The following is a 21174-nucleotide window of genomic DNA, read 5'->3' on the forward strand; positions in this document are numbered from 1 at the left end:
GCGATGCGAAGCCGTACCCCCGACCGGCTCTGTGCCGAGGCCGTCGAACTCGCCCGCCAGGCAGCCGAGGAGGCCGTCGGGCCCGAGGTCGTCGGAGCGCACCTGGGTGCGCAGGCGGACGCCGACCGCGTCGTCACCCACACCTTCGAGTGTCTGGACGCGGCCTACCGCGGCTGGCACTGGGCGGTCACCGTCGCCCGCGCCCCGCGCGCGAAGAACGTGACGCTGGACGAGGTCGTGCTGCTGCCCGGCCCGGACGCCGTGCTGGCGCCGGAGTGGGTGCCGTGGAGCGAGCGGCTGCGCCCGGGCGACATGGGCCCCGGCGACCTGCTGCCCACCGGCGCCGACGACGCGCGGCTGGAGCCCGGCTGGACCGGCGACGACGAGCCCGCGCCGAACTCCGCGGTCGTGCTGGCCGCCGAGGAGGACGTGATCGTCACCGACCCGCACGTCCAGCCCGCCCCGGCCCGCGCCCAGATCAACGCCGTCGCCGAGGAGCTGGGCCTGGGCCGCAGCCGGGTGCTCTCCCGGCTCGGTCTGCACCTGGCCGCCGACCGCTGGGAGAAGTCGCACGGCCCGCAGACCCCGATGGCGCAGGCCGCGCCCGCCGCGTGCGGCAGCTGCGGCTTCCTGATCCCGATCGGCGGCTCGCTCGGGCAGGCCTTCGGCGTGTGCGGCAACGAGTTCGGCCCGGCCGACGGCCAGATCGTCTCCTTCGCGTACGGCTGCGGCGGGCACTCCGAGGCGGCCGTCATTCCGGCCCCGCCGGCGCCGTCCGAGCTGATCCTGGACGAACTGGTGGTCGAGCCGCTGCAGCTCCACCCGGACCGCGCCTCCGGCTCGGTCGAGCCGGACGCCCCGGCGGAGGAGCTCGGCCACTCCTGAGTCCGTGTCGCCCGCGGCCCGTCCCACTGAACCGGTGGGGCGGGCCGCGGCGTTGTTCCAGGTAGGGGTGCCCGTTCGCCGCGGTGCCCCGGCTGGCCTGCCGTTCGTGGGGACCCCCCATGTCCGCGGACGGCGGCAGGGCGGGCCGTCGGCCCCGGCAGTGGGGTGCCGGGTCGGCGGGCCCGTCCCTCGTGCCGCCCCGTCGCCCTTCCCGCCGTCGCCCTTCCCGCCGCCGCCCTTCCCGCCGCCGCGCGCCGCCGGTGCCCCTGGGGCTCCTGGGGCTCCTGGGGCCGGAGTTCCGGACCGGGCCCCCGGATACCGGCCGCTGACGGGCCTTCGCCTGCGGATTCCCCGGCCGACCGCGGCCCGTCGGCGCCCACCGGACCGGGCCGTGGTCGGGAGCAGTCAGTGGGGCAGGGAAGAATGCCCCTACGACGTACAGGGCGGCGGAAGGCGGCAGGTCCAGTGGAACCTCGGATCATCGGCAGCGGCACGAACGAGCACCTCGCCGACCCGTTCGGGAGCGCCGCGCTGCGCCGACGGGTGCTGGACGCCTGGGCCGCCTCGCCGGCCCGGTTCCGGGAGGACGCCAACGCCGAGGAGGAACTGGCGCTCGGCGGCTACCGCGACCGCCTGGTGGTCGAGTTGGCGCAGAACGCGGCCGACGCCGCCCTCCGGGCCGGGCACGGCCCCGGTCGGCTGCGGCTGACCCTCGCCGACGGCGTGCTGGCCGCCGCCAACACCGGCGCCCCGCTGGACGCCGCGGCCGTCGAGTCGCTGTCCACCCTGCGCGCCTCCTCCAAGCGCGGCGAGCAGCCCGCCGTCGGCCGGTTCGGCGTCGGCTTCGCCGCCGTCCTCGCCGTCACCGACGAGCCCGCCGTGCTCGGCGCCGCCGGCGGGGTCCGCTGGTCGCTGGGCGAGGCCCGCTCGCTCGCCGAGGCGCAGCCGGCGCTGACCGACGAACTGCGCCGCCGGGACGGCCACGTGCCGCTGCTGCGACTGCCGTTCGCGGCCGAGGGCCCGGCCCCCGCCGGCTACGACACCGTGGTGGTGCTGCCGCTGCGGGACGCCGCCGCGGAGGACCTGACCCGGCGCCTGCTGGCCGCGATCGACGACGCCCTGCTGCTCACCCTGCCCGGCCTGGCCGAGGTCGTGGTGGAGACCCCGGAGGGCACCCGGACGCTCACCCGCGGCGCCGCCGAGCCGCGCCCGGACGGCGTCACCGAGGTCACCGTCACCGACGACGAGGGCGGCCGGCTGCGGCGCACCGTCTGGCAGACCGCCGGCGCCTCCGGCCGGCTGGACGCCGAACTGCTCGCCGACCGGCCCACCGAGGAGCGCGCCCGCCCGTACTGGACGGTCACCTGGGCCGTCCCGGTCGCGGAGGACGGCGCCCCGCAGCGTCCCGCCATCGCGCCGGTGCTGCACGCGCCCACCCCCAGCGACGAGCCGATCGGCCTGCCCGCGCTGCTGATCGCCTCGTACCCGCTGGACTCCACCCGTCGACACATCGCCCCCGGCGCGCTCGCCGACTTCCTCACCGAACGCGCCGCCGACAGCTACACCGATCTGCTGCGGGCCCGTGGCGCGGACCTCGGCTCGCTCGGCCTCGTCCCCGGGCCGCTCGGGCAGGGCGCGCTGGACAACGCGCTGCGCGCCGCGGTGCTGTCCCGGCTGCCCGGTACGCCGTTCCTACCGCACCCCGGCGGCGTCGAGGAGGGCACGCCCGCGCTGCGGCCCCGGGACGCGACCCTGCTGGAGGGCGCCGACGGCTCGGTGGTGGAGGCGCTCGCGCCGATCTTCCCCGGGCTGCTGCCGGCCGGCCTGGAGCGCCGCAGCGAGCTGCGGGTGCTGAACGTGCGCCGGGTGCCGCTGGCCGAAGTGGTGGACCAGCTCGGCGGCCTGGACCGGGACCCGGCCTGGTGGCGCAACCTGTACGCGGCGCTCGGCGCCGCCGACCCGGAGTCGCTCGGCGCACTGCCCGTGCCGCTCGCCGACGGGCGGACCGTCACCGGGCCCCGGCGGGTCCTGCTGCCCTCCGAGGACGCCGACTGGGCGGCCTTCCCCGGCTACCCCGAGTCGCTGGCCGGGGCGCTGGCCGCGCTCGACCTGCGGCTCGCCCACCCCGAGGCCGCCCACCCGCTGCTGGCCAAGCTGGGCGCCGGCACCGCCACCCCGGCCGGGGTGCTGGACACCCCCGAGGTGCGGGCCGCCGTCGCCCGCTCCTACGAGCTGGCCGACGACGACCTGGACGCCGCGCTGGAACTGGCCGACGCCGTCCTCGCCCTGGTGAAGGCCGCCGCCCCGGCCGCCGGCGAGCACCCCTGGCTGGCCCGGCTGGTGCTGCTGGACGACGAGGGCGAGCCCGCCCGGGCCGGCGAACTGGTGCTGCCCGGAAGCCCGTTCGCCGCCCTCGCCCGCGAGGAGGACGCCGGCTGGGTGGACGATGAGCTGCTGGAGCGCTGGGGCCCCGAGGTGCTCGTGGCCGTCGGCGTGCTGGCCGACTTCGTGCTGGTGCGCGCCGAGGACGTGGTGCTCGACCCGGACGACCTGGAGCGCCTCGACCCCACCGCCCCCGCCGACCGGGCGGCCGGCGGCCACCCCACCGGGCTGGTGGACGAGGCGCCCGACGGGCTCGCCGAGTGGGCCGAGGACGCCCTGGAGGCGCTGAACGCGGACGAGGTGATCGGCGTCCCGCCGGTGGCCGCCGAACTGCTGGCCGTCCGGGACCTCGACCTGGTGGACGACGACGCCTGGCCGGAGGCGCTGGCCGCGCTCGCCCGCCCGCCGTACCGGGACGCCGTGGTCAACCCGGTGCGCACCCTGCTGCCCGACGGCAACTACGCCGATCTGCCGCCGTACACCGCCTGGTGGCTGCGCGACCACCCGGTGCTGGGCGGCCGGGAGCCCGCCGGGCTGCGCGCCGCCGGCGCCGACCCGCTGCTGCGCGGCCTGTACGACGAGGCGCGCACCACCCTGGACGACCAGTTCCTGCACGCGCTCGGGGTGCGCACCACGCTGGCCGCGCTGCTCGCCGAGGTGCACGGCCCGGACGAGGTGCTGGACCGGCTCACCGACCCGGCCGCCGAGGTCGGGCACCGCCAACTGCACGGCATCCACAGCGCGTTGGCCCGGGTCGACCGGGAGCGGATCGAACCGCTCGACGTGGTACGGGCGTTGCCGCCGCTGGACCCGACCACCGGCCGCCGTCCGGACCACACGGTGATCGTGGACGCCACCGAGGCGGTCGTGGCCGACGCCCCCGACCTGGTCCAACTCCTGCACCCGTACCCGCTGTTGCCGGTCGCCCCGGCGCTCGCCGCGGACCTCGCCGAGCGGCTGCACGTGTCGCTGGCCAGCGAGGTGGCCGGCGGGCGGGTGCTCTCCGAGGGCGTGCTGCACCGCGTCCCGGCGGTGGTGCGGGAGCTGCTGCCCGGCTGCCCGGTCGCCTACGAGGAGCACGAGGAGCTGCTGGTGGTCGGCCCGGACGGCGGCGAGGCCGCGGTCGACTGGCGCTGGGACCACGAGGCGGACGCCCCGGAACCGCCGTACGACCCGGAGCTGGCCGAAGCCGGCGACGAGGACGACGAGTTCGAGGTCCCGCCGGTGCCCGGACTGCTGCACGCGGCCACCCCCGAGGGCCTGGCCGCCGGGCTCGCCTGGTCGGTCGGGCAGTGGCACCGGCGCTTCGAGGTGCTGGCCGCGCTCAGTGAGCCGGACCGGGCCTACGAGTTGTCCGCGGCCCGGGACTTCGAAGGCTGACCGGCACGCGGCTTGAGCCGCAGGTAGACGGTGGTGGTGACGGTCAGCCAGACCGCGCCGAGCGTCACCAGCGCCGCCGTCTTCAGTGCGGGCGTCGGCCTGACCGCCAGGCCGACGCCCGTCATCGCCAGCGCCACCAGTCCGGCCGCCAGCAGTCCGCCCAGGAAGGCGGTGAACGCCTCCAGCTCCCCGCCCTTGCGTGCCATTCGGCACCCCCTTTCGGGGCCATGCTAGGGCCGTCGGGGGGCTCCGGGGGGCTCCGGGGGCTCACTCCATGCCGCGGCGCTTCATCCAGCCCCAGACGACCTCCAGCAGCACCCCGCAGACCACGGCGATGGCCACGCCCGTCCACGGGTCGCGCTGGCCGACCAGGGAGAGCTCGAAGAAGTCCGACAGGAACGGCACCAGCAGCACCAGGGCGAACGCGAAGCCCATGGTGCCGATCAGCAGCAGCCGCCACCAGTTGTACGGGCGGGCGACGATGGCGAGTACCCAGATGGCGATCAGGAAGAGCGTCAGGGTGGCCACGCTGGTGTCGGCCCTGAGGTCGGTGGCGTGATTGGAGCGGGCCAGCGCGTAGGCGACGAAGGTGCCGGTGCCGGCGATGACGCCGCCGGGGACGGCCAGGCGCAGCACCCGCTTCACGAAGCCGGTGCGGGCCCGCTCGTTGTTGGGGGCGAGGGCGAGGAAGAAGGCGGGCACGCCGATGGTGAGGGTGGACAGCACGGTGGAGTGCCGGGGCAGGAACGGGTACGGCGAGTGGGTGAAGATCACCAGCAGCGCCAGCAGGACCGAGTACACCGTCTTGACCAGGAACAGCCCGGCCACCCGCTCGATGTTGCCGATCACCCGGCGGCCCTCGGCCACCACCGAGGGCAGGGTCGCGAAGGAGTCGTTCAGCAGCACGATCTGGGCGACGGCCTTGGTGGCGTCCGAGCCGGTGCCCATCGCCACGCCGATGTCCGCGTCCTTGAGCGCGAGCACGTCGTTGACGCCGTCGCCGGTCATCGCCACGGTGTGGCCGCGCGACTGCAGCGCCCCGACCAGCTGGCGCTTCTGCTGGGGGGTGACCCGGCCGAAGACGCTGGTCCGGTCCGCGGCCTCGGCGAGCTGTTCCGGGTCCTGCGGCAGGGTGCGGGCGTCCAGCGGGTGAGCCGCGCCGGGCAGTCCGAGGTGGCCGGCCACCGCGCCGACCGAGACGGCCGAGTCGCCGGAGATCACCTTGGCCCCGACGTTCTGCCCCTCGAAGTAGCGCAGGGTCTCGGCGGCGTCCGCGCGCAGCCGCTGCTGGAGCACCACCAGGGCCAGCGGGGTGAGGCCGGCCGCCGGATCGGGGGAGTCCAGCGGGACGGGCGTGCGGCCGAGCAGCAGCACCCGCAGGCCCTGGGCGCCCAGCTCGTCCACTTCGGCGAGCGCCGGGTGCCCGGCGGAGAGCAGGACGTCAGGGGCGCCGAGCAGCCAGCTGGCCTCGGCACCCTGGGGCTCCAGCAGCTGGACGCCGCTCCACTTGCGGGCGGAGGAGAAGGGCATCGCCTCGATCACCCGCCAGCCGTGGCCGCCCGGGCCGTCGCCGCGCCCGTAGGCGTCGATGACGGCCTGCATGGACGGATTGGGGCGGGCGTCGGCGCCGGCCATCACGGCGAGCGCGTGCTCGATGGCGTCCTTGCCGACCGGGTCGGCGTCGCCGTCGGAGAGCACCCGCAGGTCGACGACGTCCATGCCGCCCTCGGTGAGGGTGCCGGTCTTGTCCAGGCAGACGGTGTCCACCCGGGCCAGGCCCTCGATCGCGGGCAGCTCCTGGACCAGGCACTGCCGGCGGCCCAGCCGGATCACGCCGATCGCGAAGGCGACCGAGGTCAGCAGCACCAGGCCCTCGGGGACCATCGGCACGATGCCGGCCACCATCCGGCGCACGGCCTCGCGCCAGTCGCGGCCCTCCACGGCCAGCTGGCTGATGATCAGACCGATGGCGGTGGGGATCAGCAGGTAGGTGATGAACCGCAGGATGCTGTTGATGCCGGTGCGCAGCTCCGACTTCACCAGGGTGAACTTGCTGGCCTCCTCGGCCAGCTGCGCCGCGTAGGCCTCCCGGCCGACCTTGGTCGCGGTGAAGGCGCCGGCGCCGGCCACCACGAAGCTGCCGGACATCACCTGGTCGCCGGGCTGCTTGAGGACGGGGTCGGGCTCGCCGGTGAGCAGCGACTCGTCGATCTCCAGGCTGTCCGCCTCGGTGACCTCGCCGTCCACGATCACCTTGTCGCCGATGCCGAGCAGCACGGTGTCGTCGAGGACGATCTCGGAGACCGGGACCTGCTGGACGGCGCCGTCCCGGCGGACCTGCGGTCTGGCCTCGCCGATCAGGGCCAGGCTGTCCAGGGTCTTCTTGGCGCGCAGCTCCTGGATGATGCCGATCGCCGTGTTGGCCACGATGACCAGGCCGAACAGGCCGTCCTGGAGGGGCCCGACGATCAGGATGATCCCGAACATGATGCCGATGATGGCGTTGAACCGGGTGAAGACGTTGGCCCGGACGATCTCCTTGGCGGACCGGCTGGACCGCACCGGGACGTCGTTGACCCGTCCGTCCGCCACCCGTTCGGCGACCTCGGCGGCGGTCAGGCCGCCGCGCCGCCCGGGCAGCAGCCCGAGCGGGTGCGCTCCGTCCAGGCGGTTCCCGTCGGTCGGCTGCTCTTCCGCTGGCTGGGCAGGCTGCGTCATGGCACCGACTCTACGGGTGCCTTATGTCCGATGCGTGCTACTAAAGGACCGTTCAGTCCGACTGGGTGGCCGGGTCCTGACCGTCGTCCCCGGCGGTGTGCCGCGCGGCCTCGGCGGCGCGGCTGCGGGCGATCGCGTCCCGCCGGGCGCGGCAGTACCAGAGGCCGATCAGGCCGAGCAGGCCGCCGGAGAGGCAGATCCACGGCCAGCTGCCGTGGCCGTGGTCGGAGAGGCTGCCCTGGAAGGGGAGCAGGGCGACGAAGGCGACGAACCACAGCACCGTGCCGCCGCCGACGATGGCGACGTCATTGGCCTCCAGCGGAGGGGGCGAGGGGTGCAGCGGCGTCTTGGGCATGGGGCCTAGCGTACGGTGCGCGGGGGGCTCGGGGGACGTGGCGGGTGCCCGGTCGACGGGCTCCGGACGCCATCGGCGCTCTACGCGCGAAGATAGCGCGGGTGCGATCCGGAAACCATACTTAAAGGTCCACGCCCGGCCACCGTCGTCCCGGGTGTCCCCCTCCTCAGCTCCCCCACAGAGGACGCCCGCATGCCTGTGGTCCAGCCGGCCACCGAGTCGCCCGAACCCGCCCCCAGCGCGCCCGTACCCCCCTCCGGCGCCCTGGACCGCTACTTCAAGATCAGCGAGCGCGGCTCCACCCTGCCGCGGGAGATCCGCGGCGGTGTCGCCACCTTCTTCACCATGGCGTACATCCTGGTGCTGAACCCGATCATCCTGGCCAGCGCCACGGACATGACCGGGGCCCACCTGGACAGCGCCCAGCTGGTCACCGCCACCGCCCTCACCGCGGGTCTCACCACCCTGCTGATGGGCGTGATCGGCAACGTGCCGATCGGCCTGGCCGCCGGACTCGGCGTCAACACCATCGTGGCACTGCAGCTCGCACCCAAGATGACCTGGCCGGACGCCATGGGCATGGTGGTGCTGGCCGGCTTCGCGATCATGCTGCTGGTCGCCACCGGCCTGCGCGAACGGGTCATGAACGCCGTCCCGCTCGGCCTGCGCAAGGCCATCGCGATCGGCATCGGCCTGTTCATCAGCCTGGTCGGCCTGGTCGACTCCGGCTTCGTGAGCCGGATCCCGGACGCCGCCCACACCACCGTCCCGCTGCAGCTCGGCGGTAACGGTCACCTGCTCGGCTTCCCGGTGCTGGTCTTCGTCTTCGGCCTGCTGCTGACCCTGGTCCTGGTCATCCGCAAGGTGCCCGGCGCGATCCTGATCAGCATCGTCGCCTCCACCGCGGTGGCCGTGGTGATCGACAAGTTCGCCGACGTCCCGGCGCTCAAGTGGGGCCTCACCGTCCCCGCCTGGCCCGGCAACCCGGTGGCGGCCCCGGACTTCGGCCTGGTCGGCAAGGTCAGCCTGTTCGGCGGCTTCGAGAAGGTCGGCGTGCTGACCGGCGCGCTGTTCGTCTTCACCGTGCTGATGTCCTGCTTCTTCGACGCGATGGGCACCATCCTCGGCGTCGCCGACGAGGCCCACCTGCTGGACGAGAAGGGCGACCTGCCGGGCATCAACCGGATCCTGATGGTCGACGGCATCGCCACCGCGGCCGGCGGCGCCACCTCCGCCTCCGCCAACACCTGCTTCGTCGAGTCCACCGCCGGCGTCGGCGAGGGCGCCCGTACCGGCTTCGCCTCGATCGTCACCGGCCTGCTCTTCGTGCTGGCGCTCTTCCTCACCCCGCTGGCCACCATGGTCCCGGCCCAGGCCGCCACCCCGGCCCTGGTCACGGTCGGCTTCCTGATCCTGGCCAACTCGATCAAGGAGATCGACTGGGCGGACTACACCATCGCGATCCCGGCCTTCCTGACCATCGTGATGATGCCGTTCACCTACTCGATCACCAACGGCATCGGCTTCGGCTTCATCGCCTTCTGTGTCCTGCGGCTGGCCGCCGGGCGCGGGCGCGGGGTGCCGGCCCCGATGTACGTGGTGGCGGCGGTGTTCGCCTTCTACTACCTGATGCCGGCCTTCGGCCTGCTCTGACGCCGTACGGCCCGCGACGGCCCCGCACCCGCTCGGGTGCGGGGCCGTCGGTGTTTCCGGGGTCGGTGTTTCCGGGGGCGTCGGGTTTTCGGGCCCGTCGGGGTTCCGTCGGTGGGCCGTCCGGTCAGTGGACGCAGAACTCGTTGCCCTCCGGGTCGGCCATGACGGTCCAGGCACCGCCGGGCTCGGCGACCTCGCGCAGGGCGGTGGCGCCGAGGGATTCGAGGCGGGCCACGGTGGCCGCGCGCCCGTCCGGGCCGGGGTGGACGTCCAGGTGGAGGCGGTTCTTGGCCTCCTTGTCCTCGCCGACGGCCTGGAACAGGATGCGGCGGCCCAGGCCGGTGTCCGAGACCGGGTCGTACGGGTCCTCGGGGTGGCGGACCGCGGCGAGGGTGCGCCAGGCGGGGTGGCCGTCGACCTCGGTGAGGGCGTCCGGGGTGATCGCGCCGGAGTCCAGCAGGCGGCTGATCAGGGTGCGGTGGTCCTCGACGGCGTAGTCCAGGGCGGCCCCCCAGAACGCGGCCTGGCGGTGCGGGTCGGCGCAGTCGACGACGAGTTTCCAGTGCAACGGCATGTAACCGGTTGTACCGGTGACGGCTGGAAGGGGCAATCACCGACGGTCGAAAGGTGTCAAAAAGGTGACTGTGTAGGGCAGTTGGCGGCGGGCATACTGCCTGGACGGAGACGGGGAGGGGACTCGACCGATGGTGCAACAGGATCCGCCCGGGGGAGTCGAGGCGCGACTGCTGCCGGAGTTGTTCTGGCGGGCGGACAAGGCCTCGCTGGACGGACAGCGCGAGACGCTCCGCTGGCACCGCGGGCTGATCGCCATGCTGGTGGTCGCCGCGCTGATCGGCGCGCTGCCGGGCCCGGACCACAAGGGCGACAGCGACATCAAGCCACTGTTCTCGGTGGCCGCCTTCCTGGTCGCCGGCTACTTCTGGTCCCGGCTGCGCCGCGGCAACCCGCAGGGCCGGTGGTACGAGGCGCGGGCGGCGGCCGAGTCGGTCAAGACGCTGGCCTGGAAGTACAGCGTCCGGGCCAGTCCGTTCGGCGGCGAGGCCGAGTCGCCGGACGCCGACCGCGGCTACCTGCTCCAGGTCGAGGACGTGCTGCGGGCCTTCGAGGACCCGGAGATCGTGCCGCCCGGTAGCGTCCCGGAGATCACCGAGGAGATGCGCCGCGCCCGGGCCGACAGCCTCACCGCCCGGCGCACCCTCTATCTGCGCACCCGGGTCGAGGGCCAGCGCACCTGGTACCGCTCCCGGGCGGAGTCCTGCGAGTCCCAGGCGGTCTCCTGGGGCCTCGGCATCGCGACGCTGATCATCATCGGCGCGGCGGCGGCCATCGCCCAGGCCACCGGCGCGCTGGAGGTGCACATCTTCGGTGCCAGCTCGGCCGCGGCCGCCGCGATCATCGCCTGGACCCAGCTCAAGCAGCTGCGCCCGCTGGCCGCCGCCTACCAGCTGGCCGCGCGCGAGCTGGAGAACGTCGGCAACCAGCTGTCCGACCTCGACCTCAAGACGCCGGACGCCGAGGAGCGCTGGGCCCGGCTGGCCGCGGAGGCGGAGGACGCGGTCTCCCGCGAGCACACCACCTGGAGGGCCCGCCGGGCCTTCCCGCGGTAGGACGGGCCGGGCGGCGAGGTGGCGAGGCGGTGGTGCCCGGTGCCGGGTGTCCGGCGCCAGACCAACTCGGGGGAGGGGCTGGGGAGATACCGCGAAGCGGGGGCACGCCGAGGGCACAGGTGTGCGGGGTGCGTGAGGGTAGAGCGCCGCGGCACGGAACGTGACCATTACGTGTCCATGCCCTGGTTTCATCGCCTCCGCGCGACCCGCAGTCCCTGCCCGGAGGCCCCCTGTGCGCATTCTCCTGATCGCCACCGCGTTCAACAGCCTGACCCAGCGCGTCCACACCGAGCTGCGCGAGCGCGGCCACCAGGTCGCCGTCCAACTCGCCCTCGGCGACGAGCAGATGAGGGAGGCGGTGGCCCGGGTCGACCCGGAGCTGATCATCTGCCCGATGCTCACCAGGGCCGTCCCGGCGGACATCTGGTCCACCCGGACGGTCCTGATCGTGCACCCCGGCCCGAAGGGCGACCGCGGCCCCTCCTCGCTCGACTGGGCGATCACCGAGGACGCCCGGCGCTGGGGCGTCACCGTGCTGCAGGCCGTCGAGGAGATGGACGCCGGCGACATCTGGGCGTCCGTCGAGTTCGCCGTCCCCGAGTGCGGCAAGAGCGAGCTGTACCGGGGCGAGGTCGCGGACGCCGCCACCGAGGCCGTCCTGCTGGCCGTCCAGCGGTACGAGGGCGGGCTGTTCAGCCCCGAGCCGCTGGACTACGCCCGGCCCGACGTGCGCGGTGAACTGCGGCCGTTCCTCAAGCAGGAGGCCCGCCGGATCGACTGGCAGCGGGACGACACCGCCACCGTGCTGCGCAAACTGCGCGCCGCCGACTCCCAGCCCGGCGTGCTCGACGAGCTGTACGGTCGCGAGTTCTTCCTGCACGGCGGCCACCCCGAGGACGAGCTGCGCGGCCCCGAGCCCGGTGCCGTGCTCGCCACCCGGGACGGCGCGATCTGCCGGGCCACTGTGGACGGCGCGGTCTGGATCCCCCAGCTGCGCCCTCGCCGCACCCCCGGCGGGCCGGTCACCTTCAAGCTGCCGGCCGCCACGGTGCTCGGCGACGAGCTGCACCGGGTCCGCGAGGTGCCGGTGACCCCCGCCGCCGCGGCCCGTCGGAACACCTGGTCGGAGCTGCGCTACCACGAGGACGGCGACGTCGGCTTCCTCGAGTTCGGCTACGCCGGCGGGGCGATGGGCACCGAGCAGTGCCGCCGGCTGCTGGCCGCCTACCGGGAGGCCGCCGACCGGCCCACCTCGGTGCTGGTGCTGGGCGCGGCCCGGGACTTCTACTCCAACGGGATCCACCTCAACGTCATCGAGGGCGCGGCCTTCCCGGCGCTGGAGTCCTGGGAGAACATCAACGCGATGGACGACCTGGTCGAGGCGATCCTGACCACCGACGACAAGCTGACCGTCGCCGCCCTGGCCGGGAACGCGGCGGCCGGCGGCCTGATGCTGGCGCTGGCCGCCGACGAGGTGTGGTGCCGGGAGTCGGCGGTGCTCAACCCGCACTACCGGCTGATGGGCCTGTACGGCTCCGAGTACTGGACGTACACCCTGCCCGCCCGGGTCGGCGCCGAGCAGGCCGAGCGGCTCACCACCGAGGCGCTGCCGGTCGGGGCCGAACACGCCCGCCGGATCGGCCTGGTGGACCGTACGGTCGGCGGCGACCCGGCCGGGTTCCGCCGCTGGGTGGCCCGGGAGGCCGCCGCGCTGGCGGAGGCGCCGGAGCTCACCGGGCGGCTGGTGGACAAGAAGCGGCGCCGCGCCGTGGACGAGGAGGCCAAGCCGCTGGCCGAGTACCGGACCGAGGAGCTGCGCCGGATGCACGCCAACTTCTACCGGGCGGGCGAGCCGTACCACGCGCTGCGGCGGGACTTCGTGCGCAAGGCCTGCCCGGTGGCGACCCCGGAGCACCTGACCGGGCTGCTCGGCCGGCCCGAGTGACCGGCTGGAGCAGCCGGCCCGAGCAAGGCGGCGGGCGTCCGACCGGGGTGGGGGACCCGGTCGGACGCCCGCCGCCCTGCCCGGGTCAGTGCCGGGCGCGCGTCTCGCTCAACGGCCGCCGCTGCTGCTGCGGCGGGACCTTGGACGAGAGTGCAACCCGCGGCGGCAACGGCGCCGCCGGGCCGACCAGCAGCGGCTGCCCGGAGCCCTTGCTCGGCGAGACCGCGAAGGCCAGCGAGCCGAAGAACACGTAGCAGCCGAGGCCGACACCGAGCGGGAAGACGAACTGCAGTGCCATCACGCCGCTCTCGGTGGAGCGCGAGAAGTCCAGGTGGACCGACAGCGCCGCCATGCCCGTGTAGTGCATCGCGCAGACGGCCACGCCCATCACCGGCGCCGCCGCCAGGACGGCCAGCGTGCCGCGGATGTTCAGCGCCGCCCAGAGCGCGGCCGTCGCCGCGAACACCGCGATGGCGATGGAGAGCGCGACCGTGGTGTGGTCGTAGCCGAGCCGGCCGGGCAGGACCATCGCGGCCATGCCCAGGTAGTGCATCGCCGCGACCCCGAGGCCGGTGGTCAGCCCGCCGATCAGCAGCGACAGGACGGGACTGCGGCGCCAGTACCCGACGGTGAACAGCCCGACGCCGACGAAGGCGATCGCGACCAGCAGGCTCACCACGGTCAGCCCGGGCTGGTAGGTGATCTCGGCCCCGGTCACGGAGAAGCCGAGCATCGCGATGAAGTGCATGGACCAGATCCCGGCGCCGAGCGACGTCGAGGCGAACAGCAGCCAGACCGCCCGGGTACGGCCCTGTGAGACGAGTGCCCAACGGGCGCTGCGCAGCGCGACGAATGAGCCGAGGCAGGCGACGAAGTACGAGATCGCCGGTGTCACCCAGCCGTGGTCGGCATGGTGGATCGCACCCAAGAGAGCTCCCTGGACGAGGGGTTGAGGGCGCCAGGGCTCGGACGGGCGCGTCGGCGGGGGAGGGAATGGGCCGGGGCACGCGCGCGCAGTGGGCGCGGGAGTTGGCTCCGCCGAGGGGAGACCTGGCGTGTGGTGCCCCTGACAACGGGGAGAGTAGCCATTACCCGGCGGTCGCACAATGTTCGGGGTTTTGGTGAAGTCCCAGGTCAGGGAGGATCTTTACGCGGCCTGCAAGATCCCGGCACCAAGCCCTGACACCGCCTGCGCATGGCCTTCGGGCGCGTTCGTGCGTTACTCCAGCGGGGCCAGCCCGAACGGGTGGCCGGCCGGGTCGATCAACACCTTGAGCGTGCGGCCGTGCTGGTAGCTCGGCTCGGTCGCGCCGAGGGCGAGCGCCTTGGCGGTGGACTCCTCCAGGTCGTCGACGTAGAAGTCCAGGTGGAAGTGCTTGCTGCCGTCCGGCTCGGTCCACGGCTCGGGCCGGTAGCCGGTGACCCGCCCGAAGCCCAGCGGGCTTCCGCCCTCCGGGTTGTCCAGGATCGCGAAGTGCTCGTCCACGTGCCGGGTCTCCCAGCCGAGCAGCTCGCCGTAGAAGGAGGCCAGCGCGATCGGGTCGGCGCAGTCGATGGTGACCATGGCGAGCCGGGCGAAGCCGGAGTCGTCCTGCGGGGCCGGCGTGGACCCGGTGGCCTGCGGCGACGGTACGGACCCGGCGGCCTGTGACGACGGTGCGGACGGTGCGGAGACGAGGTCGGACATGTCTGGTCGGCCCTTCCGGAGTCGGGAACGATCACCCCTCACCAATATGGCACCGGGCCGATCCTCCGGCACGGCGGGAACCCGTTTTTCTTTAGAGAGAGTAATGACGTAAGCTAAAGAGATGCCCGAGATGTCCGAGCAGGACCTCGCAGCGATCTCACAGCTGCGGTCGTCCACGATGCGCCTCTCCCGACGACTCAAACACCAGCGGGTGGAGGAGTCGCTGAGTCCTACCGAGATGGGAGTGCTGGGCACCCTCGCCCGGTGCGGAAAGGCGACGCCGGGTGAGCTCGCCCGGAAGGAGCACGTGCAGCCGCCTTCGATGACCAGGATCGTCGCGATGCTGGAGGAGAAGGGGCTGGTGCGGCGAGAACCGCATCCCGAGGACCGCCGCCAGGTGGTCGTCAGCAGCACCGAGCAGGCCGAGACGATCCTCGACGAGAGTCGCCGGCGCCGAAACGTCTGGCTCGCCGAGCTCGCCGAGGGGCTCGACGAGGAGGAGTGGGCCGTCCTCCGGGAGGCCGCACCCGTGCTCTACAAGCTCGCACACCTCTAGGCACACCGAGCCCGGCCGGCCGCCGGGAGGAGAAGGAGTCAGCATCACCGCAGGACCGACCACCGAAACCAGCAGCGCGACGGCCCCCGCCAGGGTCGTCGCGCCACGAGGGGAGACCACCGTGACACCGCCGGCCGCAGCCAGCGCCGCCGCCATCCGTACCGACGACCCGACCAGCGACCCCGCCGCGGACAGCACCGCGGCCGCCGACGCCCAGGCACCCGCCCCCAGCGGACTGCCCGGCAACGGCGACGACGACCCCGACGAACGCACCGCGGCGGACCCCGCCGCTCAGGGCCGAGCCCATTCGGCCGCGTCCCCCACGAGTTCGGCCGCAACGCCGACCGGCGCCGAGTTCACCCGGCCCCGGGGGATGTTCTCCTCACTGCGCGTTCGCAACTACCGCTACTACTTCGCCGGCCAGGTGGTGTCCAACACCGGCACCTGGATGCAGCGGATCGCCCAGGACTGGCTGGTCCTGAGCCTCACCGGCAGCCCGCTCGCGGTCGGCATCACCACCGCCATGCAGTTCCTGCCGATGCTGCTGCTCGGCCTGTTCGGCGGAGTGCTCGCCGACCGGATGCCCAAGCGCCGGCTGCTGGTCTACACCCAGGGCGCCATGGGCCTGCTCGCCGCGGGCCTGGCCGTACTGACCATCGGCGACGTGGTGACTCCGTACTACGTGTACGCCTTCGCGCTGCTGCTCGGCCTGGTCACCGTGGTCGACAACCCGACCCGGCAGGCCTTCGTCTCCGAGATGGTCGGCCCCAAGGACCTCGCCAACGCCGTCAGCCTGAACGCCGCCAACTTCCAGACCGCCCGGCTGGTCGGCCCCGCCGTCGCGGGCCTGCTGATCGCCGCGGTCGGCAGCGGCTGGGCGTTCGCCGTCAACGCGCTGTCCTTCGCCGCCGTGATCGGAGGGCTGCTCGCGATGCGGGAGTCCGAGCTGCGCCCGACCGAGCCGATCGCCCGCGAGAAGGGGCAGTTGAGGGAAGGACTGCGGTACGTGAAGGAGCGGCCCGAGCTGCTCTGGCCGATGGTGCTGGCCGGGTTCATCGGCACCTTCGGGTTCAACTTCCCGACGCTGCTGTCCGGCTTCGCGTACGACACCTTCAAGGTAGGCGCCGGGCAGTACGGCCTGCTGAACACCGCGATGGCGGTCGGTTCGCTGGCCGGCGCGCTGCTCGCGGCCCGCCGGGGCGCGCCCCGGCTGCGCCGGCTGGTCGCCGCGGCGCTGGCCTTCGGCACCCTGGAGGTGGTCGCGGCCTTCGCGCCCGACTACTGGACCTTCGCCCTGCTGCTCACCCTGATCGGGGTGTTCGGGCTGAGCTTCAACACCTCGGTCAACTCGATGCTGCAGCTGGGAACCGACCCCGAGATGCGCGGCCGGGTGATGGGCCTGCTGGTGCTGGTCTTCACCGGCGGCACGCCGATCGGCGCCCCGATCGTCGGCTGGGTCACCGCCTCGTACGGGCCCCGGCTCGGCCTGCTGGCCTGCGGTCTGGTGTCCGCGCTGGCGGCCGGTACGGTCGGCCTGGTGCTGGCCCGCAGCGCCGACCTGCGGGTGCGGTTCGACCTCCACCCGGGCCGCGGCGGGCGGGTGGTGGCCTTCGTGCCGCGCACCGTTCCGGCGCGCAAGTCCGAGCTGGCCGCCGCCTGCTGACGATGCGCCAGGTGATCAGATGACCTTCGGGAGCCTTCTCCCGAGGGTCATCTGACGCCATGTCGGACCGGTCCGGTCAGAGACGGATCTCCAGCACCTGGCCGGGCCAGACGCCGGACGGCTGCTCGACCTCGAAGCCCTCGGTCTCGGTGAAGCCGAGCGCGCGGTACTGGCCGACCAGCTTGCGGTCGTTGCCGGCGTAGCAGTCCACCCGCAACAGGTCGAAGCCGCGCCGGCGGGTCTCCTCGATGGCGTCGGCGATCAGCGCGGCGCCGATGCCGGAGCCCTTGCGACTGCGGTCGGTGACCAGCAAGCGCACGAAGAGCTCCGGCTCCGCCGAGGGCGGGACGAACCTCCCGCGCTGCTCGGCCACCACGCAGCAGCCGACCGTACGGCCGTCGTCGTCCACCGCGAGGCGGATCAGGAAGGGTTCCTCGGCGTACGAGGCGACCTGGTCGACTCGGGCCTGGATGGTGCTGAACGGTTGGTCGCCCCACTGGCCGGTGCGGTCCTGGCCGGCCAGCCAGGAGATGGCGCCGTCGAGCAGGGACAGGATGTCGGGGACGTCCGCGGGACCCCCGGTGCGGATCTTCATGGACAACCGTTCTACACCGTGCCGTCGGGCGAGGGAAGATTGGATCATGAGACTGTTCGTGGCGGTCCTCCCGCCCGTCGAGGCGCTCCAGGAACTCTCCGACGCCGTCGCCCCGGTGCGGGGGCTGCCCGGGGCGGACCGGCTGCGCTGGACCACCGTCGACGGCTGGCACCTGACCCTGGCCTTCCTCGGCGAGGTCCCGGCCGAGCGGCTGCCGGAGCTGGAGGCCGCTCTGGCCGCCGTGGCCGCCGTCCACCCGGTGCACCGGCTGCGGATCGCGGGCTCCGGCCGGTTCGGGGACCGGGTGCTCTGGGTCGGGGTCGAGGGGCAGACCTGGGCGATCCGCCGGCTCGCGGAGACGGTGGCCGGGGCCACCGCCGAGTTCACCGGGGAGACCGACGCCTTCGCCTTCCACCCGCACCTCACACTGGCCCGGGCCGGCTCCTCGCGGGGCCACCGGCGGGCCGTCCAGCGGGTCGCGGCGGCCGAGCTGGAGGCCCTGGCGGCGGCGCTGGCGCCGTACCGGGGGCCGGAGTGGGAGGCCGCCGAGCTGCACCTGATGCGGAGCGACCTGAGCGGGGGCTTCGCCCACTACGAGTCACTGCGCTCCTGGGCGCTGGCCGACTGGAGCTGACCGGAGCCGGCCGCGGAGCTGACCGGAGCCGGCTGGAGCCGGCCGGAGATGAGGGCCTGGGATTCGTGTCGGTGTGAGCCACGGGTACGCTCGATGACCGTGGATCCCAAGACTCGAATGCGCATCGTCTCCGGCACCCTGGTGCTGCTGCTGGTCGTCGTCCTGATCAGCTCGCTGGTCGGCAAGTAGCCGGCGGCCCGGCCCGAGCCGAATGGTACGGGGCCCGCGGGCCCCGGCCGGTCGGCAAGCAGCCCGGGAACGGCGAGAGGGCCACCGCCCACAGGCGGTGGCCCTCAGCCGTGTTCTCGGGAGCTCAGCCGGCCAGCTGCTCGACCACGTAGTCGATGCAGTGGGTGAGTGCCTCGACGTCCGCCGGGTCGATCGCCGGGAACATCGCGATGCGCAGCTGGTTGCGGCCCAGCTTGCGGTACGGCTCGGTGTCCACGATGCCGTTGGCACGCAGTGCCTTGGCGACCGCGGCGGCGTCCACCGACTCGTCGAAGTCGATGGTGCCGACCACCTGGGAGCGCTCGGCCGGGTTCGCCACGAACGGGGTCGCGAAGGAGGACTTCTCGGCCCAGGCGTACAGCCGGGACGAGGAATCAGCCGTACGGGCGACGGCCCAGTCCAGCCCGCCGTTGCCGTTCATCCACTCCAGCTGGTCGGCCAGCAGGAACAGGGTGGAGAGCGCCGGGGTGTTGTACGTCTGGTCCTTCGACGAGTTGTCGATGGCCGTCGGCAGCGAGAAGAACGGCGGGACGTACCGGCCGGAGCCGGCGATCTCGGCGGCGCGCTCCAGGGCGGCCGGGGAGAAGGTGGCCAGCCAGAGGCCGCCCTCGGAGGCGAAGGACTTCTGCGGGGCGAAGTAGTAGACGTCGGTCTCGGTGATGTCGACCGGCAGGCCGCCGGCGCCCGAGGTGGCGTCCACCAGCACCAGCGAGCCCTCGTCCGCGCCCGCCGGACGCTTGATCGGCATCGCGACGCCGGTCGAGGTCTCGTTGTGGGTGAGGCCGTAGACGTCCACGCCGGCCTCGGCGACCGGGAGCGGGTGGGTGCCCGGGGCGGTCTTGATCACCGTCGGCTCGGCCAGCCACGGGGCGGCCTTGACCGAGGAGGCGAACTTCGAGGAGAACTCGCCGAAGTCCAGGTGCTGGGACTTCTCCCGCACCAGGCCGAAGGCGGCGATGTCCCAGAAGGCGGTGGAGCCGCCGTTGCCGAGGACGACTTCGTAGCCCTCCGGCAGCGAGAACAGGCTGCTCACGCCCTCGCGCACGCGCTTGACCACGTTCTTGACCGGGGCCTGGCGGTGCGAGGTGCCGAGCAGGGAGGTCTGGGTGGCGGCGAGGGCACTCAGGGCCTCGGGGCGCACCTTGGACGGTCCGCAGCCGAAACGGCCGTCTGCGGGCTTGATGTCAGCGGGGATCTGGATCTGAGCCACGCGCGCAGCCTACTGGTTGGGGAGCCGTCCGGGGTACGGTCGTCCGCCCGCTGAGATTGTGATCTTGACTGCTCGTCGGCATGCGAACAGCGGGCCCGGCCGGAGCCGGACCCGCTGGTCAGGGGTGGTGCTGAGCTGCGCGCGTGCGGTGCGCTCAGTGGGCGATGGCGTCCCAGCCCTCGACCCCCTCGGGCTTGCGCGGGCCGGGGCCGATGTAGCGCGCGGAGGGGCGCACGAGGCGACCGGTGCGCTTCTGCTCCAGGATGTGCGCCGACCAGCCCGCGGTGCGCGCACAGGTGAACATCGAGGTGAACATGTGCGCCGGGACCTCCGCGAAGTCCAGCATGATCGCGGCCCAGAACTCGACGTTGGTGGCGAGCACGCGGTCGGGGCGGCGGTTGTGCAGCTCCTCCAGCGCGGCCTTCTCCAGCGCCTCGGCGACCTCGAAGCGCGGCGCGCCGAGCTCCTTGGCGGTGCGGCGCAGCACGCGGGCACGCGGGTCCTCGGCGCGGTAGACGCGGTGGCCGAAGCCCATCAGCCGCTCGCCCTTGTCCAGGGCGTTCTTGACCCAGGCGGTGGCGTCGCCGGTGCGCTCGATCTCCTCGATCATGCCGAGCACCCGGGACGGGGCGCCGCCGTGCAGCGGGCCGGACATCGCGCCGACCGCGCCGGAGAGTGCCGCCGCGACGTCGGCGCCGGTGGAGGCGATGACCCGGGCGGTGAAGGTGGAGGCGTTCATGCCGTGCTCGGCGGCCGAGGTCCAGTAGGCGTCGACGGCCTTGACGTGCTTCGGGTCCGGCTCGCCGCGCCAGCGGATCATGAACCGCTCGACGACCGTCTCGGCCTTGTCGATCTCGCTCTGCGGGACCATCGGCAGGCCCTGGCCGCGGGCGGACTGGGCGACGTAGGACAGCGCCATCACGGCGGCGCGGGCGAGGTCGTCGCGGGCCTGCTCGGCGGAGATGTCGAGCAGCGGCTTCAGGCCCCAGACCGGGGCGAGCATGGCGAGCGCGGACTGGACGTCGACCCGGATGTCACCGGAGTGCACCGGAATCGGGAACGGCTCGGCGGCCGGCAGGCCGGGGTTGAACTTGCCGTCCACCAGCAGGCCCCAGACGTGGCCGAAGGAGACGTGGCCGACCAGGTCGTCGATGTCGACACCGCGGTACCGCAGGGCGCCGCCTTCACGGTCGGGTTCGGCGATCTCGCTCTCGAACGCGACGACTCCCTCAAGCCCGGGTACGAAGTCGGACATGCGACGGCTCCTTCAGTTCTGTGTTCGGCGCTCCGCCGTGGTGGGGCGGCGCGCCAGTGACCGAATCGTGGTTGGCACTCGGTGCCAGAGTGACAGGCACGGGGTGCATTGCGCCATACACCACCGCGGTGATGTTGCCCGTGGGGCCACTTGACTTTCCCGCCGAGGGTCGGTCGTGCCCCCGGGGGCCCCGGAATCAAACGCCAGATTCCGGACAATTCCCCGTACGGCGGGCGGCCAAGCGGTGGCGAGTCACCATAACTCCGACCGGGGTTCGTCCGGAGGTAGCGGTGCCGGTTGCTTGTCGTACGGGATGATGTCGGCGTGCAGACCCCGGAACGCGCCCAGTCGGCGCCCCTGAGCCCCGCCACCCGGACCCCGGCCGGTGAGGCCCGCCCTG

General features: G+C 73.5%; 17 protein-coding genes. 8 read left to right on the plus strand and 9 right to left on the minus strand.

What is annotated here, in order from left to right; all coding sequences use genetic code 11:
* The first annotated feature begins 3 nt into the window (after positions 1-3).
* Positions 4-885: a DUF3027 domain-containing protein gene (locus ACZ7BZ_RS15750; RefSeq protein WP_470358828.1), complete on the plus strand. Its 882-nt coding sequence runs from the start codon at positions 4-6 to the stop codon at positions 883-885.
* A gap of 465 nt (positions 886-1350) precedes the next feature.
* Entirely contained in the window at positions 1351-4647 is a 3297-nt protein-coding gene (locus ACZ7BZ_RS15755; protein ID WP_470358829.1) for a sacsin N-terminal ATP-binding-like domain-containing protein, read from the plus strand.
* Here ACZ7BZ_RS15755 and ACZ7BZ_RS15760 read toward each other — a convergent pair.
* The 3 genes from ACZ7BZ_RS15760 to ACZ7BZ_RS15770 form a co-directional block, all read right to left on the minus strand.
* Positions 4611-4853: a hypothetical protein gene (locus ACZ7BZ_RS15760; protein ID WP_380460223.1), complete on the minus strand. Its 243-nt coding sequence runs from the start codon at positions 4851-4853 to the stop codon at positions 4611-4613. The two genes, ACZ7BZ_RS15755 and ACZ7BZ_RS15760, sit on opposite strands and share 37 nt — an antisense overlap.
* Positions 4854-4914: 61 nt before the next feature.
* Positions 4915-7365: an HAD-IC family P-type ATPase gene (locus ACZ7BZ_RS15765; protein WP_470358830.1), complete on the minus strand. Its 2451-nt coding sequence runs from the start codon at positions 7363-7365 to the stop codon at positions 4915-4917.
* 52 nt (positions 7366-7417) lie between these two features.
* On the minus strand, positions 7418-7720 hold the full coding sequence (locus ACZ7BZ_RS15770; RefSeq protein WP_380460227.1) for a DUF2530 domain-containing protein: 303 nt from the start codon (positions 7718-7720) through the stop codon (positions 7418-7420).
* Between the two features lie 192 nt (positions 7721-7912).
* Between ACZ7BZ_RS15770 and ACZ7BZ_RS15775 the strand changes: the two genes are divergently transcribed.
* Complete coding sequence (locus ACZ7BZ_RS15775; RefSeq protein WP_380460229.1) at positions 7913-9373, plus strand: NCS2 family permease; 1461 nt, start codon at positions 7913-7915, stop codon at positions 9371-9373.
* Positions 9374-9497: 124 nt separating this feature from the next.
* Here ACZ7BZ_RS15775 and ACZ7BZ_RS15780 read toward each other — a convergent pair whose 3' ends face one another.
* Complete coding sequence (locus ACZ7BZ_RS15780; protein ID WP_470358831.1) at positions 9498-9947, minus strand: VOC family protein; 450 nt, start codon at positions 9945-9947, stop codon at positions 9498-9500.
* A 130-nt stretch (positions 9948-10077) separates the two neighbouring features.
* Here ACZ7BZ_RS15780 and ACZ7BZ_RS15785 point away from each other — a divergent pair, with 130 nt between their 5' ends.
* Positions 10078-11001, plus strand: coding sequence for a DUF4231 domain-containing protein (locus tag ACZ7BZ_RS15785; protein ID WP_470358832.1), 924 nt, complete (start codon positions 10078-10080; stop codon positions 10999-11001).
* A 232-nt stretch (positions 11002-11233) separates the two neighbouring features.
* A complete protein-coding gene (locus tag ACZ7BZ_RS15790; RefSeq protein WP_470358833.1) occupies positions 11234-12946 on the plus strand; it encodes a hydrogenase maturation protein in 1713 nt (570 codons plus the stop codon).
* Between the two features lie 85 nt (positions 12947-13031).
* Here ACZ7BZ_RS15790 and ACZ7BZ_RS15795 read toward each other — a convergent pair whose 3' ends face one another.
* Positions 13032-13874, minus strand: coding sequence for an MHYT domain-containing protein (locus ACZ7BZ_RS15795; protein WP_470358834.1), 843 nt, complete (start codon positions 13872-13874; stop codon positions 13032-13034).
* A 291-nt stretch (positions 13875-14165) separates the two neighbouring features.
* The gene (locus ACZ7BZ_RS15800) at positions 14166-14633 is read right to left on the minus strand and encodes a VOC family protein (RefSeq protein WP_470358835.1); all 468 of its coding nucleotides are present in this window, start codon (positions 14631-14633) and stop codon (positions 14166-14168) included.
* 121 nt (positions 14634-14754) lie between these two features.
* On the opposite strand from ACZ7BZ_RS15800, the gene ACZ7BZ_RS15805 reads away from it, so the two are divergent.
* Both ACZ7BZ_RS15805 and ACZ7BZ_RS15810 read left to right on the plus strand, forming a co-directional pair.
* Positions 14755-15189 (plus strand): MarR family winged helix-turn-helix transcriptional regulator, encoded by a 435-nt coding sequence (locus ACZ7BZ_RS15805; RefSeq protein ID WP_380455245.1) that lies wholly within the window; start codon positions 14755-14757, stop codon positions 15187-15189.
* A gap of 121 nt (positions 15190-15310) precedes the next feature.
* On the plus strand, positions 15311-16852 hold the full coding sequence (locus ACZ7BZ_RS15810; protein ID WP_380455243.1) for an MFS transporter: 1542 nt from the start codon (positions 15311-15313) through the stop codon (positions 16850-16852).
* A 76-nt stretch (positions 16853-16928) separates the two neighbouring features.
* On the opposite strand, the gene ACZ7BZ_RS15815 is transcribed toward ACZ7BZ_RS15810, so the two are convergent.
* Positions 16929-17447, minus strand: coding sequence for a GNAT family N-acetyltransferase (locus ACZ7BZ_RS15815; protein ID WP_470358836.1), 519 nt, complete (start codon positions 17445-17447; stop codon positions 16929-16931).
* 46 nt (positions 17448-17493) lie between these two features.
* On the opposite strand from ACZ7BZ_RS15815, the gene thpR reads away from it, so the two are divergent.
* Entirely contained in the window at positions 17494-18081 is a 588-nt protein-coding gene (thpR, locus tag ACZ7BZ_RS15820) for an RNA 2',3'-cyclic phosphodiesterase (RefSeq protein WP_470358837.1), read from the plus strand.
* Positions 18082-18394: 313 nt separating this feature from the next.
* Here thpR and serC read toward each other — a convergent pair whose 3' ends face one another.
* Both serC and ACZ7BZ_RS15830 read right to left on the minus strand, forming a co-directional pair.
* On the minus strand, positions 18395-19519 hold the full coding sequence (serC, locus tag ACZ7BZ_RS15825) for a phosphoserine transaminase (RefSeq protein ID WP_470358838.1): 1125 nt from the start codon (positions 19517-19519) through the stop codon (positions 18395-18397).
* Between the two features lie 154 nt (positions 19520-19673).
* A complete protein-coding gene (locus ACZ7BZ_RS15830) occupies positions 19674-20774 on the minus strand; it encodes a citrate synthase 2 (protein ID WP_470358839.1) in 1101 nt (366 codons plus the stop codon).
* Positions 20775-21174 lie beyond the last annotated feature (400 nt).

It is taken from the genome of Kitasatospora sp. NPDC036934 (assembly GCF_055608425.1).

What these genes read in the sequence shown, in the direction of transcription:
- ACZ7BZ_RS15750 (WP_470358828.1), top strand. Translation starts at nt 4, where the DNA reads ATGCGAAGCCGTACCCCCGACCGGCTCTGTGCCGAGGCCGTCGAACTC.
- ACZ7BZ_RS15760 (WP_380460223.1), bottom strand. Translation starts at nt 4,853, where the DNA reads ATGGCACGCAAGGGCGGGGAGCTGGAGGCGTTCACCGCCTTCCTGGGC.
- ACZ7BZ_RS15765 (WP_470358830.1), bottom strand. Translation starts at nt 7,365, where the DNA reads ATGACGCAGCCTGCCCAGCCAGCGGAAGAGCAGCCGACCGACGGGAAC.
- ACZ7BZ_RS15770 (WP_380460227.1), bottom strand. Translation starts at nt 7,720, where the DNA reads ATGCCCAAGACGCCGCTGCACCCCTCGCCCCCTCCGCTGGAGGCCAAT.
- ACZ7BZ_RS15775 (WP_380460229.1), top strand. Translation starts at nt 7,913, where the DNA reads ATGCCTGTGGTCCAGCCGGCCACCGAGTCGCCCGAACCCGCCCCCAGC.
- ACZ7BZ_RS15780 (WP_470358831.1), bottom strand. Translation starts at nt 9,947, where the DNA reads ATGCCGTTGCACTGGAAACTCGTCGTCGACTGCGCCGACCCGCACCGC.
- ACZ7BZ_RS15785 (WP_470358832.1), top strand. Translation starts at nt 10,078, where the DNA reads ATGGTGCAACAGGATCCGCCCGGGGGAGTCGAGGCGCGACTGCTGCCG.
- ACZ7BZ_RS15800 (WP_470358835.1), bottom strand. Translation starts at nt 14,633, where the DNA reads ATGTCCGACCTCGTCTCCGCACCGTCCGCACCGTCGTCACAGGCCGCC.
- ACZ7BZ_RS15805 (WP_380455245.1), top strand. Translation starts at nt 14,755, where the DNA reads ATGCCCGAGATGTCCGAGCAGGACCTCGCAGCGATCTCACAGCTGCGG.
- ACZ7BZ_RS15815 (WP_470358836.1), bottom strand. Translation starts at nt 17,447, where the DNA reads ATGAAGATCCGCACCGGGGGTCCCGCGGACGTCCCCGACATCCTGTCC.
- thpR (WP_470358837.1), top strand. Translation starts at nt 17,494, where the DNA reads ATGAGACTGTTCGTGGCGGTCCTCCCGCCCGTCGAGGCGCTCCAGGAA.
- ACZ7BZ_RS15830 (WP_470358839.1), bottom strand. Translation starts at nt 20,774, where the DNA reads ATGTCCGACTTCGTACCCGGGCTTGAGGGAGTCGTCGCGTTCGAGAGC.